This window comes from Pelagihabitans pacificus (genome assembly GCF_009371985.2).
Lineage (GTDB): Bacteria > Bacteroidota > Bacteroidia > Flavobacteriales > Flavobacteriaceae > Pelagihabitans > Pelagihabitans pacificus.
Window position 1 is genome coordinate 339,476 of the sequence record NZ_VIKU02000001.1, and the last position, 15,292, is coordinate 354,767.

A 15,292-nucleotide genomic window follows, 5' to 3' on the forward strand; every position below is an offset into this window, starting at 1 on the left:
AAGACAACATAAGGTTATTACATTAAGGTTCACCATTCGATTTTAGTTTTTGCAGTACCTTTGAACTATGCAAAGATTCCTTCCCTTTCTAGGGTGGTTGCCGAACTATAAAAAAACCGACTTCCCGAAAGATTTAGTAGCCGGTCTCACCGTAGGTATTGTGCTGGTTCCGCAAGCAATGGCGTACGCTATGATAGCCGGTCTCCCACCCGTCTACGGTCTTTACGCATCCTTGTACCCGGTACTTACCTATGCTTTTTTGGGCACGTCGCGCCAGGTCGGTATGGGACCGGTTGCCATGGATTCCCTTTTGGTCGCCGCCGGTCTCGGTGCATTGGCGATTTCAGGAATCGAGAATTACATAGCCATGGCCATAGTTTTGGGCTTTCTTGTAGGGGTCGTTCAATTGGTTTTGGGCCTTTTTCGAATGGGATTTTTGGTTAATTTTTTATCCAAACCGGTTATTAGCGGTTTTACCTCGGGCGCAGCCGTTATTATCATATTTAGTCAACTCAAACATTTACTGGGTGTCGATATTGATAAAAGCAGCCAGTTTCATCGATTGGTCATCAATGCCTTTCAAAAGCTAGGGGATACCAATGGTTATGACCTGACTATTGGTTTGATCGGCATCTTGTTCATTGTGTTGCTGAAAAAATGGGATAAACGAATTCCCGCTATCCTTTTGGTAGTACTTCTGGGCACCTTGGCCGTTTATTTTTTGAATCTTGAGCAGTATGGGGTTGAAATTGTCGGGATGGTTCCAAAAGGGCTTCCTTCTTTCCAAGTACCCAACATCACTTCGAAAAACGTTTTGGACATTTGGCCTATTGCGCTAACCTTGGCACTGGTAGGTTATTTGGAGACCATTTCGATCGGAAAGGCCATTGAAGAAAAGAACAACACCGATTATATTGATTCGAACCAAGAATTGATAGCCCTCGGTGGCTCTAATATCGTAGGGGCATTTTTTCAATCCTACATCTCTACCGCCAGTTTTTCGAGATCTGCCATCAATAACGACTCCGGAGCTCGGACGAATCTGGCCGGAATCATCAGTGTACTATTGGTAGTACTTACCTTGCTATTCCTCACTCCTCTGTTCTATTATTTGCCGAATGCCGCGTTGGCAAGTATCATCATGGTCTCTGTTTTGGGATTGATCGATATAGGCTATCCGAAACGTTTATGGATACATCGTAAAGACGAATTGGTGGTCTTGTTGATTACCTTTTTGGCAACACTCTTCATTGGTATTACCGAGGGGATTCTCGTTGGCGTACTACTATCGCTCTTGTTAATGGTTTTTCGCACCTCGAAACCCCACTTTGCAGTCTTGGGCAATATCCGAAATTCGGACTACTATAAAAATATCCGACGTTTTAAGAACGAGGCCGTGTTGCGGGATGATTTGTTAATCGTACGATTCGACGCCCAATTGTACTTTGGGAATTCCAACTATTTCAAGAAACAACTGATGAAATATGTAGCACTAAAAGGTAATGCCTTGAAGGCCGTCATCCTAAATGCGGAGGCTATTAACTATATCGACGCTACAGGGGCAAACACCTTGATCAAGGTTATCGATGAATTGCACCGCAGAGGACTCCAATTCTATATTGCAGGGGCTATCGGTCCGACAAGGGATATCATCTATCGAAGTGGTATAATAGATGTACTGAAAACCGAATGTCTTTTTGTAAGGATCAAAGAGGCGGTGGACCAATTTGATGACCCGGAGTGTATGAACGACCTTCAGCACAAGGTAGCGCACCAATACGGGACACGGGTAACCGATGTTACAGATTAGAAAATGAATTCGATGTATTTTTGCAGCGGTTATTACAAGATTCAACTACAAAAATTGGTTGAAAAGGAAATCAAACAAACTATTTTCCGCTTAACGGAAATGAAATAAGTGGTATTATGAACATTGAACAGATTTATACCGGTTGTCTCGCACAGGGGGCCTACTATATCGAAAGCCAAGGGGAAGTCGCCATTATAGACCCACTTCGCGAAGTGGAACCCTATATCAGGAGAGCCAAAAACGACGGTGCGAGTATTAAGTATATTTTCGAAACCCATTTCCATGCCGATTTCGTGAGTGGGCACGTAACACTCTCCCAAAAAACCGGCGCCCCTATAATCTATGGGCCCAACGCCAATCCAAGCTTTGATGCCATAATTGCCAAAGACGGTCAAGAGTTCAAATTGGGTGAAATAACCATTAAAGTGCTGCACACTCCAGGGCATACCATGGAAAGTACTACCTATCTTTTAAGGGATAAAGATGGAAAAGACCACGCTATATTTTCGGGGGACACCCTGTTTTTAGGGGACGTTGGGCGTCCCGACTTGGCCCAAAAGGCAGCTGATATGACCCAGGAAGATTTGGCCGGTATATTATACGATAGCTTGCGGACAAAAATAATGCCTCTGGCAGATGAGGTCATCGTGTATCCCGCTCATGGCGCAGGATCGGCTTGCGGTAAGAACATGATGAAGGAAACCGTAGACACTCTGGGCAACCAAAAGAAAATGAACTATGCCTTAAGGGCAGATATGACGAAGGAGGAGTTTATTGAAGAGGTGACGGAAGGCCTTTTGCCCCCTCCAAAGTATTTTCCGTTGAACGTTAAAATGAACAAAGAAGGATATGAAGATATTGGAGAAGTACTCAAAAGAGGCACCACAGCCCTCGAACCAAACGCTTTTGAGGTTGCTGCAAACGAAACCGGTGCCGTGGTGCTGGATGTGCGCCACCAAGACGATTTCGTAAAAGGGCACATCCCGAGATCCATTTTTATTGGACTCAACGGGGATTTTGCCCCTTGGGTAGGCGCCCTAATAGCCGATACCGGGCAACCACTCTTATTGGTGACTCCTGAAGGCAAGGAAGAGGAGGCCATCACCCGATTATCAAGGGTAGGCTTTGACGGTACCATCGGTTTTTTAAAGGGTGGTTTTGGAGCCTGGAAAAAAGCGGGCAAAGACTACGACACCATCACCTCGTACACCGCGGCAAAAGCGATGGAAAAAATCAATAAGACAAATGCTCCCGTTTTCGATGTACGCAAAGAAAGTGAGTACGCATCGGAACATGTGGTCAACGCCGAAAACACCCCGCTAAGCAGCATCAACGAACACTTGACGACACTTTCAAAAGAAGATGATTTTTACCTACATTGTGCTGGTGGATACCGATCGGTCATTGCTGCATCGATACTGAAAAGCCGGGGTATTCACAACCTAATAAACGTAGAAGGCGGTTTTGGGGGCATGAAAGCGGCCGGTGCCAAGGTGACCGATTACGTGTGCCCCACTACACTCTAAAACTGATGATAATCATATAAGATTCCGTTGACAGCTCCTACATTTGTCCATGAAGTTGGGTAAAGTCGTTAAATTAGTACTCATTTGTCTGCTATGTCTGGGCATCATCTCAGGGTTAGTGGTATTTATCGAATTTCTTAACCAATAAAACAAGAATATGAAAACAAACATGGGAAAAGCAGATCGGCTTATTCGGATTATGATTGCCATTATAGCTGGACTGTTGATTTATTTTGACGTCGTCTCCGGAACTTTGGCCTACATTCTGTTGGCCATTGCTGCCATCTTCGTACTCACCAGCCTGGTTAGTTTTTGTCCGCTATACGCTGTTTTTGGAATGAACACCTGTAAAGTTAAAAAGAGAGAATAACACCACATCTTCAAAAAATTGGTTTCCATAGGGGTGTCCCCAGGCTCTTTACGCTCAGGCCTTTGCCTGTGAAAACCATTTCAGGGTCCTTATAGGATTAAGTGAGGGTTTATTATCCAAGTGCTGACAAATATCATATACAACCTCTGCGCAACCCATTAATTTTAACAGTATTAATCAATTCGGTTTTTGCCATGATAAATTACTTGCTACCCTTGGTCGACTGGAGCAACGGAATTCTAATGATAGGGGTCTTTGCCCTAGTAGTAATAATCTTGATCGCTGTGATGACCACCTTAATGAACAGCGGTAAAAAACGCTGATTTTATTCCTCAAAAACCAAAACTTAGGTGGTATTTAGCTCCCTTCATTGCATAAAAATTGCGAATGAACCAAATTTTGATGCGTTTGTATCAAAAAATAGGTATATTCTTTCCGAATTTTACAAATGTTAAGAAAATCATAAATATTTTAGCATTTGCAGCCGTTAATTTAACTATCTTTAATAAGAATTACTTTACGACCAAATGATCAAAAATTTTATTGAGAGAGTTGGGGCGATGAATGTAATCATGCTCCTGGTAGTTCTATCGATTATTATTGTCTCTGAATATATGTTCCTTTCGGGGAACAAATTGGATGCCATTTTTATAGCATTCTGGGCACCGACCATACTTGGCTTTATGAATTACTTTAAGCACAAAAAATAATGGATTTTATTCTTTTTTATTCCATTTTTGTAGCCATTGTCTTTATGGTTTGGATGCTTTTTGTCATACGCATGTATAGAAAGCTGAAAGATTAAAAGCTCATTGGGCGACCTTTTCGACCAATATCGAGATATTCCCTTTATTCTTGTTGAGATATGATTGTATGATACTTTGGGTTTCCAAGGTGTTTTTTTGTGGCTGCAGATACGCCTCCATGTCGGCCTCACTACGAATACCCGCTATTTTTTCTATGAAGCCGTACCCACGGTAGACACCATTTTTAATAAGTATGAACGCATCTTCCGAAAGGGTTCTGCCCTTTTCCTTGATACATACGTCTTCATACTTCACCTCCATACTTTCCATGGCCACCTTTACCCGTTCATTGTAAATAGCTATTGGCTCCTTGCCGCGGCAGACCCCCTTGCAATTTGTAATGCTATAGTGTGAACAACCTCCATTGCGTTCCTGGAGGTGACAAAATTTCGGGCAAAGACCAAAGGTCTCACAGATTTCCTGAAGATACGAACGGCAGGCCGTGGGACTGTAAAAAATGGCAACGGCCCTCGGTACCATTTTTATTTTATTATAGGCAAGGTGCACCACTCCTTTGCGATCCTCATAGGCAAAAATACCATATTGTTGTACCGTCCGTTTTTGGGCCCGATTATAGATAGGGAAATGTCTTTTTATAGCGGCAGACTCCATAAGTAAAGCCAACAATTCGCTTCCGGATAGCTCGAAATCGATATCCGCCGTTTCCCGGCAGAGACGCACCTCTTTGGTCGACTTATCATAAAAATGGCCCAATACCCTTTTTTTAATATTGATGGCCTTCCCTACGTAGATAATAGAACCTTCCCTATTCTTGAAATAATAGATTCCCGGCTTTGGAGGAAGCCTCTGAAACGTTTCCCTAGGCAACTCAGGTGGAAGTGTCGCTTCCTGTGAACGCGCGTTCAAAAAAGACTTGAATACCGGTTCGGCACCTTCGGAACGCAATAATTTTTCAAAAAGCAGTACCGTAGCGTGCGCATCTCCCCGGGCCCGGTGCCTATTCTCCAAAGGAATGTCCAAGGCGGAACAGAGTTTTCCCAAACTATAGGAGCGATAACCTGGGATTAATTTTCGTGAAAGTCTGACCGTGCACAATTTTTTCCGCACAAAGTCGATTCCGATACCCTTCAGCTCGTTTTTGATGACGTTGTAGTCAAAATTAACGCTATGGGCCACAAATATTGTACCTTCGGTAATTTCCAAAATCCGGGTGGCGATTTCTTCCAATTTAGGTGCTCCACGAACCGTTTCGTTATCGATACCAGTCAATCCCGTGATGAAATAAGGAATCTCACATTCGGGATCGACCAAAGAGGTAAACTCGTCGACCACGGCATGCCCATCGTATTTGAAAATGGAAATTTCCGTAATACGGTTGCCTTTGATGCCATTTCCGGTAGTCTCTATGTCAACGATAGTGTACACGATATTGCATAAATTCTTAGAGGCTTTAAAGGTAGGATTTCTGGTGCCCGCTTCAAAGCGTTTAGCACAACCACCAATTGTTGCCCCTTTCATCGTGAGGGTAGTCAATCGACAAATAGGTACTCTCATTCAACATGGTAGCTGCTATAAAGAGCGATAGCTTAGGATTCAATCGACATTTTCATTTACATCCTTTCCAATCCTTTCGTTCAAGACAAGACCAGCGTACCGACCGAATGTGCAGGTAATACGACAGTAAGTGATGTTTCGCTTATTTCCAACCTAATTGTCTTATCACCTGTTTCCTTGTTCTGCAAAATAACTACCATAGACCCCTCCGGTGTTTTAAAAGCTACATTGGGTATGATTCCATTCGAGTCGGAGGCGATACGTACCGAACCGGGAGGGACAAACTTGGAAGCATGTGCGATGATATAATATGCAGGATTCCTGATAACCTGATCCCCTATGATGGTAAGGGCTCCAAGACAGCGGTCACAACCACCACGGTCGGTATGGGGGTCTTGGTTTTCATCGGCGGCTAGATTCCATTCCAAGACTGTCCTGCTCCAATTTCGGGTCGCCCCGATAATCAAGTTCTCGACATGCCAAGCCATATCTTCGGCAAAATTGCCCGGAGCGCCCACCCATTGCTCCGTGAAATACAGGTTTTTGGAAGGATGTGCTTCGTGTACCCCGCTCAGGGCATCGATGGTTCCTCCGTACAAATGAAATGCCGAACCATCAATGTACTGTGCTGCATCCGGGTCATTCAAAATAGCAATAGGATAATCGGGTCTATCGGCATTATGGTCGTAAATGACAATCTTGGTTTTAATGTCCTCCTCTATGAATTTGGGTCCCAAATGATTTTTTATAAACTCGGCTTGTTGGTCTCCAAGCATTAAAAGACTCGGGTTGTTTCCGGGATGTAAAGGTTCATTTTGTATGGTAAGGGCATCGATGGTTATCCCCTGTTTTCCCATCTCCCGTATGTATTTGGCCAAATAGTCGGCATACACCGCATGGTACTCGGGCAAAAGGCTTCCACCACGGGTGTCCTTATTATCCTTCATCCAAACGGGAGGGGACCACGGTGAGCCCATCAACTTGATGTTAGGGGAAATCTCCAGTATTTCCTTCAATATGGGAATTAAATATAGGGTATCATACGCCAAAGAAAATCTGGTGAGGGTTACATCGGTTTCTCCGTCGGGTAAATCATTGTACGACCATGTCTTTTCATCCAGATCGGAGGCACCTACGCTCAATCGCAAATAACTCACCTGAATGCTGCTGGAGTCTTTACCGAACAGCTCCTGTAAAATGGCCGTCCTTACATCATTCGACATGTTGCTCAGATGAAGGGCACTGCCCCCGGTGAGGGTATACCCAAAACCGTCGATCTGCTGGTACGTAGTCGCCGAATCAATTGTTAGAATGGCATCCGCATCCTCCGCTTTGCCAATTGCAATGGCCTGCGCTTCCAATAGCTTTGACCGATCCATTGTCGTAAGGTATAACCGAGGGCCGAGTGACCGCTGTTCCTCTTTGTTGACCTCTTTTTCGGAACATCCTGTGATAATCGTGAAGAAGCAGGAACAGGCCAGCGGCAGCCATCCACTGATTTTACTAATCGTGAGCATAGGATGATTTTCCCCTAAAGATAGGAAGACTTCCGAATATAGGAACCCGACAATTCATTGCATTCCAAATAATCGTCATAGATTATGTATTTTAGAGCGGAGGACGCTTAAAAACTTTGTATGAAGAAACTGAAACTCCCCTTTATAATCTTGTCGTTTTTAATGATTTCGTGCGAGTCTGACCAGCTTCGGGAAACGCCTCCGAACATCGTGCTCTTCCTCGTCGACGACATGGGATGGCAAGATACCTCTGTCCCTTTTTGGAACCAGCCCACCCCTTTCAACGACCGTTATCATACCCCGAATATGGAACGCTTGGCGGCACAAGGAATGAAATTTACCCAAGCTTACGCCACCCCGGTCTGCTCTCCTACCCGTATCAGTTTGATGACCGGAATGAACGCGGCCAGGCACCGTGTCACGAACTGGACCCTTCGAAAAGATAGTATTCAACCAATGGAAAGGGCGCATGACACTTTAGAGTTTCCGCTATGGAATGTCAATGGAATGAGTCCTTTTACAGGCGATTCGCTTGCGGTACGTGCATTGCCGCTACCCCAAGCACTGCACGATGTCGGTTACTATACGGTACACTCGGGTAAGGCCCATTTAGGGGCCATCGACACCCCTGGCGCCGACCCTAAAAAACTTGGCTTTGACGTGAATATCGCCGGGCATGCCGCAGGGGCTCCTGGAAGCTATTTGGGAACCGAAAATTTTGGCAATGGCAATGAGGAAAGAAAGGTATGGGCCGTACCTGGATTAGAGGCATATCATGGAAAGGATATCTTTCTGACCGAGGCCATTACAAACGAGGCTTTAAAGGCAGTCGATACGGCCGTCACTAAGGGACAACCCTTCTTTTTATACCTATCGCACTATGCCGTGCATACGCCCATTACGGGAGATGACCGCTTTGTCCAAAAATATTTGGAAAGGGGGTTGGATTCCATTGAGGCCAAATACGCTTCCATGATAGAGGGAATGGATAAAAGTCTGGGCGATGTCATGCAATACCTTGAGGATAAAAACATCGCCGATAACACGGTCATCCTCTTTATGTCGGACAATGGGGGCCTCAGTGCGCATGCCAGGGGTGGGGAACCCAATACCCATAACAAGCCGCTTGCGAGCGGAAAGGGCTCTATGTACGAGGGGGGCATTCGGGAGCCGATGTTGGTAAAATGGCCCGAACATACAAAACCCAATTCAGTCACTGACTACCCAGTAATTATCGAGGATTTTTATCCCACTATTCTAGAGATTGCAGGTGTCGATAGCTTGAAGACCTTTCAAAAAATAGATGGGGAAAGTTTTACCTCGGTATTGGAGGATGCCGGGTATCAGGGCATACGGCCCCTGTATTGGCATTATCCGAACCAATGGGGGCAGGAAGGACCCGGTATCGGCGCTGCAAGTGCCATTCGTAAGGGCGATTGGAAGTTCATCTATTTTCATTCCGATAGGCGTATGGAACTGTACAATCTCCAAGAGGATATAGGGGAAACTATCAACCTATTGGACCAAAATAAGGAGAAGGCCATCGAACTGGCTAAAAACCTGAGCGATCATTTGAAAGCCGTAGACGCCCAAATGCCCATCGACAAGATTACCGGAGAAGTGGTTGCCTTTCCCTACGAACTTTTAAGCGAGGAGTAAAGTTGCCATGCCAAGATTGGAGTATCCATAGCATTTTTCCCATGGCCATGCCGAACAGATTGCCAACTAGTAAGCAATCCTCCAAAACAGTCGTATACGAGCTAAAGCTACCCTAAACATTTTCCTTCTCACCTCTAATGCATACCTCAAAAACCATCAGTCTAAGATTACTTCAAATAAAGAATTACCTACTGTTCGTATACAAATAGTAACCGATCATACAAATGTGCATAAACCGTTGTAAGTTCTTTGGTACATTTATAAAAATGCCCCACAAAAATGAACTTAGCAGAGACAACCCATTGCCTAGAATCCAGGGCCTCTTTCGAAAGTGCCCTTGAAACCAGGATTTCCAAAATTCTGAAGACCTGTCAATTTTCCAAAAACCTGATGATCTGCGTCTATCAAATTGAGACAGACCACTTTCTACATTGCAATAGTCGTTTTAAAACCCTTATTGGCCCAGATTGCGATAGACTCATAGAGGAAGGTTGGCGCTTTTGGCTTTCAAGAATTGATCCAAAGGAGTCGTTATGGATACGAAATAGTATATTCGATTATTTTGCACTTCCCTTTACCCGGAATCCGCTTACCCTAAGATATCACATGACCAATTCCGACGCTAAACGGGTTTGCATCAAACATGAAATGCATCTGCACAAAATGGAAAGACAAACCCTATCCCTTAACTACTTTTTCGACGTAACCGACAAGGAACGTATAGAGCAATATTTTGAGCTTTCCGAAAAGGTCGACAACCCGCTATTTTCCAACGAACAGTCCCTACATATATCGACGAGGGAAAAAGAGGTGCTTCGGCTTATTGCCAATGGTTTTTCATCCAAGGAAATTGCCGATATGTTGTTTATTAGCAATCATACCGCCATTTCGCACCGTAAAAATCTGATTGAAAAATTTCAGGTAAAGAACACCGCACACTTAATCAAAAAAGCAGCCGCTTTTATCTGCCTATAGGAAATTAGTTAGGTCATATTCAATCATACCGTATTAAAAATCCCCAAAAATGGGGATTGCTTTGAAGGTTATTTCTTTAAATCTTGCAGGTAACAAACGATGGGGTACCCATCGGCACCAACACCTACTACCCCTACTCTTTCCCCCGGTAAAAATTCCCCTGACTAGTATCTTGAACTTAATCGTTGTTGGTATGATCAGCAAAGCGTTGTCTTTTATCGAGGAGCAAACCGATTTATATCTTCAGGGCTTGCTTGGGGCTTCCACACAGAAGTACGCAGTCCTAGGGAACATTGCCAGAATCATAGACAGCGGGGAAACCAGCGAAACGGAAGACACATCCGGTGTAATCATTACACTGGTGAATATCGAGGAAGATCGGATTTCCAAAAATCCCGATGGCATCTATAGGCAGGTTGACAAAGTTATTCATACCAACCCCAAGATTCTCGTGAACCTCTATATACTGTTCTCTGTAAATCTAAATGATTATACCGCCGCCCTCAGTAGAATTTCCAATGTGATACAGTGCTTCCAAAGCAACAATTACTTTTCACAGGCCAGCTATCCTTCCTTGGACCCGGGCATTGAGAAATTGCACCTGGAACTCTACACGATGAATTTTGAACAGGTGAACCACCTCTGGAGTACCCTCGGCGGGAAATATTTGCCATCGGTCCTTTACAAAATGAGAATGGTGGTCATTGCCGATGAAGCCAACCAAATGGGTGGCGGACTAATAAGGGAAATACAGACGGAGAAGAGTGTCATTGCCAGCACGATAAATTGATACCTATGCGATACACACCCCTGTTTACCATAGAAATAGAACATGATTATTTTTCGGTGTCCACACCGGAAGTCCTTCGCATTATACCTACGTCTGCCACACGGAGAACATTACGAGGTGCGGGCTTGATTTCGAAATTCTTTCAAAACAAATTATATGTCCTCATCAAGCATCTAGATGATACCATGCCTTTTCTACAGTTGGACAATGATTTCACGCTTCAATTTTTTCTAGAGGTGATCGGACCTAATTTTTCCAACATTACCAACTATGCCCCCGAAGACCCGTTCAACATAAAGCTGTACTTCAGCAATGCCGTTTCCATTCTTGATGGTACTAACAAATCAGTCGAGAATGTGCTCTATCTACACGAAAAACTTCCCCAATTCAATGCCACGCAGGCCTACAAATACAACGATTTGGTTCGTAGCGGATCAGATACCGCCTACGAATGCCTACAAAAGATAGATGCCAATACGGGAAATCTGAATAATGGGTCCCAATTTAGGCAACTGGAAAAAGTAAGCTATGTATCTCCGGCGACTACCTTGTCGTTTACGGGACCCGAAAAAATAGTGGCCCTTACCACACCGGCTACGGGAGTAACCCTAAGCTACAACAAATACAATCCCGTTACGAAAGACTTCGATATCGAAGTGAAACAGACAACCATAGGACCCGAAGAGAATCCCACCGGGGCTATTATCAAAGAGGTCTTGCTCAGTTTTCGTACGGAGGAAAACCTACCCCTGGAGGAAGGAATCTATAAGGTAATCCTCAATACCACCCAGGAAATAGTCCTATATCTCAGACCGGAAAACGACTGGAAATCGTATTTGGGCCTTATCAACATTCATAATGATGCCATGGCGACGGAAGACCAATACCGGTTTCTAAAAGAAGATGGCTCGTTCTTTACGGTTGCCCCGGCAAACACGGAAATCGAAACGCGCAACTATAAAATCAGATTCGCCCCTGCCCAATACTTGTTAAAATATAAATGCAAAACCAACAAGGTAACCAATATCACCGACGACGACGGAAAAATCGTTTTCGACAGTCTGGGGGGGAATATATTTCAAAGTCAATTACCTGTTCGAATGAACGAAAAGGCCATCGATACTATTTCGATAGCCTATGACGGGTCGGACACTTTCCAGAAAACAAAGGTCCCGGGCCATCGGAACCTCTCGATTCTGGAGGGTGATGACAAATACATCGTAAGCGAAACATTTTTGAATTTATAAAAACAATTAAAATCACACATTATGGCCACAGTTTACAAAACTCCGGGTGTTTATGTCGAGGAGATTCCAAAACTCCCGCCCTCCGTTGCCCAAGTGGAAACGGCAATTCCGGCCTTCGTAGGGTACACGGAAAAAGCAGAAAAAAGAGGGGAATCTCTCCACCTGAAACCTACCCGTATATCTTCATTACTCGAATTCAGGGAGTTCTACGGTGGTGACCATCCGATTGACGACATAAGTGCAGTTGTTGACGAAACCAACAATTATGCGGTCGTCAGTGTAAGTATTGCCAATACGGAAAGGTACCTGCTATATGACAGTCTTCGGTTATTTTTTGATAACGGCGGTGGGGATTGCTACATAGTTTCGGTAGGGTTATTCGGAACGGCACCATCCTACGGGGACGAAAATGCGGCACCACCTACCGGTCTCAGGGCTGGGGTGAAAGCGTTGGAAAAATATGATGAACCTACCATTATTCTATTCCCGGATGCCATCAATGTTGTTACCAACGGAAACGACGATGCCAACTTTTATAGTCTGCAACAAATGGCCTTGGAACAATGTGCCAAGCTTCAGGATAGGGTGGGACTCTTTGATCTCAAGGAAAACATTACCGGAAACGATTTGGATACCGCCATCGAAAATTATAGAAATAATATTGGTATAAACAATCTAAAGTATGGTGCTGCCTACACTCCTTATGTGATAGCGACCTATCCAAGGGATATCGATCTCGCTTCATTCAAGGATAATATCGATGATTCGTCAGGTGATATCGATCTGAGCCAATTGTCGTCGGAAAGTGAACACTTAGATCTGATAAATAGTTATGAAGCAGCGGAAAGTGAGGCAACCCTTGTGGAGAATACAATCACCAGCATTAAACGAGCGAATACGACCGATGGTAATTTTGATGATTCGGTGACGGTAGCGAACATGCCTTCAACCATCAAGGAAAAGTTCCTAGGATACAAAAATACCGTAGACGGTGCCGCTGATTCCGCCAATGTATTGCCAGCCATCCAGGCATTGTTCGAATTTTGCCGAAACGCGATCATGAGTTTTCAAGATCTGTACAATGATCCAAACATAAGTGGTACCAATATTGCTCCTGACATCAATACGTATGCGCTATCGAGTAATATGTGGCGAGGTGCCATACGGGGCATCGTGGCAATTGAAAAAAACACTGATGTGTTCCCCTTAAATGGGCTTACCGGAGTTACGGATGTTTATCCCTTATACCAAGATAGCGCAGGTTCTGCACCAAGTAGCGTTTGGGTAGATTCCGCCTTATCCGGCATTTCTGCAACTACTAAAGACTATGGTGATCCTACCGACACAACGGCGCATCCTGTCATGGCACGACAAATTGCGAATGATGTTTTAAAGGAATTTGAAAAATTAATCGCGTATGCCGATGCTGTAAGGGGGGCTGCGAATAGATACAAGAAAGCGGCGCAGGATGCCCTATATGAAAGGCATCCCGTCATCAGTAATCTGGTAAAGCATATCACTAGAAGCATCAACACCTTACCCCCTAGCGGTGCTATAGCAGGTGTTTACGCAAAAGTGGATAATTCACGGGGTGTATGGAAAGCCCCTGCAAACGTAAGTTTGAATTCGGTGAGCGAACCTTCTATAGTAATCAGCCATGAAGAACAGGCGAATATCAATGTAGACGCCGTAGCGGGTAAATCTATCAACGCTATCCGCACTTTCATCGGAAAAGGTCCCCTGGTCTGGGGAGCCAGAACGCTCGCAGGGAACGACAACGAGTGGCGTTACATCAGCGTCCGACGATTTTTCAATATGGTCGAGGAGAGCTGTAAAAAATCGACCGAGCCCTTCGTTTTTGAACCCAACGACGCCAATACATGGACCAAAGTACAGACCATGATCGAGAACTTCCTGACCCTTCAATGGCGACAGGGAGCACTGCAGGGTGCCAAACCAGAGCATGCCTTCTACGTGGCGGTCGGTCTGGGCAAAACAATGTCGGCCGTGGATATTCTGGAAGGCAGAATGATCGTTGAAATTGGAATGGCGGTCGTACGGCCTGCAGAATTCATTATCCTACAATTCTCGCACAAGCTGGCGGAATCGTAATCGGGAAGTTTCAAACAAAAAAATAATCTATAAATAAACAGTATCATGGAAACATATCCATTAACTAAATTTCATTTCAGGGTTGACTGGAGTGGCGCCAAAATTGGATTTACCGAAGTCACCGGGTTAGACTTTCAGGTGGAGCCCATAGAGTATCGCGAAGGCAGCAGTCCGGAATACCACAAAATCAAGATGCCCGGCATGCACAAGTTCAGCAACATCACATTGAAACGCGGCACTTATTCCGGCGATATCGATTTCTATAATTGGATGAAAACCATCAACCTCACCAATGTGGAACGCAGGGATATCACCATTAGTCTTTTGAATGAGGAACACGAGCCCGTCATGACTTGGGGCATCAAGAACGCATTTCCGATCAAGGTACAGGCGAGCGACCTAAAGGCAGATGGCAATGAGATTGCAGTGGAGACATTGGAATTGGCCCATGAAGGCCTGAAGATCATCGAATAGACATCTCACAGATATACCCATTGTGGCAAAGGATGATTTACATAAAGCAGGGGGGTATTATCCTCCCGTGGGCTTTCACTTTAGGGTCGAGTTCATCAATATCGGCAATGACAACGATGTACGTTTTCAAAGTGTCGGGGGACTCAATATGGAACTTGATGTGGAAAATATCAAGGAAGGCGGCCAAAACTTGTTCGAGCACAAACTCCCAGGCCGAAGTAAATTCTCGGACCTTTCCCTAAAAAGAGGGTTACTGCTCGATTCAGAACTTATCAAGTGGGTGAAAAGTGCCTTGTACGATAGGGAGTACGAGCCTGCCGAAATGAACATCAGCCTCCTGAATAGCGACCATGACCCCCTCATGACCTGGAAGGTCTTCAAAGCCTGGCCTCGAAAATGGAATGTCAGCGATCTCAACGCAAGTGAGAATTCAGTCATGGTCGAAACCCTCGAAATAGCCTACAATTATTTCACCGTTCAAAAAGGATAGG

13 protein-coding genes are annotated in these 15,292 nt (G+C 44.6%); 11 read left to right on the forward strand and 2 right to left on the reverse strand.

Annotation, left to right across the window (positions count from 1 at the left end; translation table 11 throughout):
- Positions 1 to 67: 67 nt before the first annotated feature.
- The 4 genes from FK220_RS01585 (at position 68) to FK220_RS20165 (ending at position 4,029) form a co-directional block, all read left to right on the forward strand.
- The gene (locus tag FK220_RS01585; RefSeq protein WP_152572528.1) at positions 68 to 1,810 is read left to right on the forward strand and encodes a SulP family inorganic anion transporter; all 1,743 of its coding nucleotides are present in this window, start codon (positions 68 to 70) and stop codon (positions 1,808 to 1,810) included.
- Between the two features lie 116 nt (positions 1,811 to 1,926).
- Positions 1,927 to 3,336 carry an MBL fold metallo-hydrolase gene (locus FK220_RS01590; protein ID WP_152572529.1) on the forward strand — a complete coding sequence of 470 codons (1,410 nt, stop codon included), beginning with the start codon at positions 1,927 to 1,929 and terminating at the stop codon, positions 3,334 to 3,336.
- A gap of 157 nt (positions 3,337 to 3,493) precedes the next feature.
- Positions 3,494 to 3,706: a YgaP family membrane protein gene (locus FK220_RS01595; protein ID WP_152572530.1), complete on the forward strand. Its 213-nt coding sequence runs from the start codon at positions 3,494 to 3,496 to the stop codon at positions 3,704 to 3,706.
- A 194-nt stretch (positions 3,707 to 3,900) separates the two neighbouring features.
- Positions 3,901 to 4,029 carry a hypothetical protein gene (locus tag FK220_RS20165; protein WP_262887889.1) on the forward strand — a complete coding sequence of 43 codons (129 nt, stop codon included), beginning with the start codon at positions 3,901 to 3,903 and terminating at the stop codon, positions 4,027 to 4,029.
- A 486-nt stretch (positions 4,030 to 4,515) separates the two neighbouring features.
- On the opposite strand, the gene FK220_RS01600 is transcribed toward FK220_RS20165, so the two are convergent.
- Both FK220_RS01600 and FK220_RS01605 read right to left on the reverse strand, forming a co-directional pair.
- The gene (locus FK220_RS01600; RefSeq protein WP_152573623.1) at positions 4,516 to 5,898 is read right to left on the reverse strand and encodes a 3'-5' exonuclease family protein; all 1,383 of its coding nucleotides are present in this window, start codon (positions 5,896 to 5,898) and stop codon (positions 4,516 to 4,518) included.
- A 209-nt stretch (positions 5,899 to 6,107) separates the two neighbouring features.
- Positions 6,108 to 7,544, reverse strand: coding sequence for a glycoside hydrolase family 30 protein (locus FK220_RS01605; protein WP_152572532.1), 1,437 nt, complete (start codon positions 7,542 to 7,544; stop codon positions 6,108 to 6,110).
- Positions 7,545 to 7,664: 120 nt separating this feature from the next.
- Between FK220_RS01605 and FK220_RS01610 the strand changes: the two genes are divergently transcribed.
- The 7 genes from FK220_RS01610 to FK220_RS01640 all read left to right on the forward strand — a co-directional run bounded on the left by FK220_RS01610 (position 7,665) and on the right by FK220_RS01640 (position 15,291).
- Positions 7,665 to 9,203, forward strand: a complete 1,539-nt coding sequence (locus tag FK220_RS01610) for a sulfatase (RefSeq protein WP_152572533.1) — start codon at positions 7,665 to 7,667, stop codon at positions 9,201 to 9,203.
- A gap of 279 nt (positions 9,204 to 9,482) precedes the next feature.
- Complete coding sequence (locus FK220_RS01615; protein ID WP_238718865.1) at positions 9,483 to 10,178, forward strand: response regulator transcription factor; 696 nt, start codon at positions 9,483 to 9,485, stop codon at positions 10,176 to 10,178.
- A gap of 49 nt (positions 10,179 to 10,227) precedes the next feature.
- Complete coding sequence (locus FK220_RS01620; protein WP_152572534.1) at positions 10,228 to 10,968, forward strand: DUF4255 domain-containing protein; 741 nt, start codon at positions 10,228 to 10,230, stop codon at positions 10,966 to 10,968.
- Between the two features lie 5 nt (positions 10,969 to 10,973).
- Positions 10,974 to 12,215: a hypothetical protein gene (locus FK220_RS01625; RefSeq protein ID WP_152572535.1), complete on the forward strand. Its 1,242-nt coding sequence runs from the start codon at positions 10,974 to 10,976 to the stop codon at positions 12,213 to 12,215.
- Between the two features lie 21 nt (positions 12,216 to 12,236).
- Entirely contained in the window at positions 12,237 to 14,327 is a 2,091-nt protein-coding gene (locus FK220_RS01630; protein ID WP_152572536.1) for a phage tail sheath family protein, read from the forward strand.
- A 45-nt stretch (positions 14,328 to 14,372) separates the two neighbouring features.
- Positions 14,373 to 14,801 carry a phage tail protein gene (locus tag FK220_RS01635; RefSeq protein ID WP_152572537.1) on the forward strand — a complete coding sequence of 143 codons (429 nt, stop codon included), beginning with the start codon at positions 14,373 to 14,375 and terminating at the stop codon, positions 14,799 to 14,801.
- 22 nt (positions 14,802 to 14,823) lie between these two features.
- The gene (locus FK220_RS01640) at positions 14,824 to 15,291 is read left to right on the forward strand and encodes a phage tail protein (RefSeq protein ID WP_152572538.1); all 468 of its coding nucleotides are present in this window, start codon (positions 14,824 to 14,826) and stop codon (positions 15,289 to 15,291) included.
- The last annotated feature ends 1 nt before the right edge of the window (position 15,292 follow it).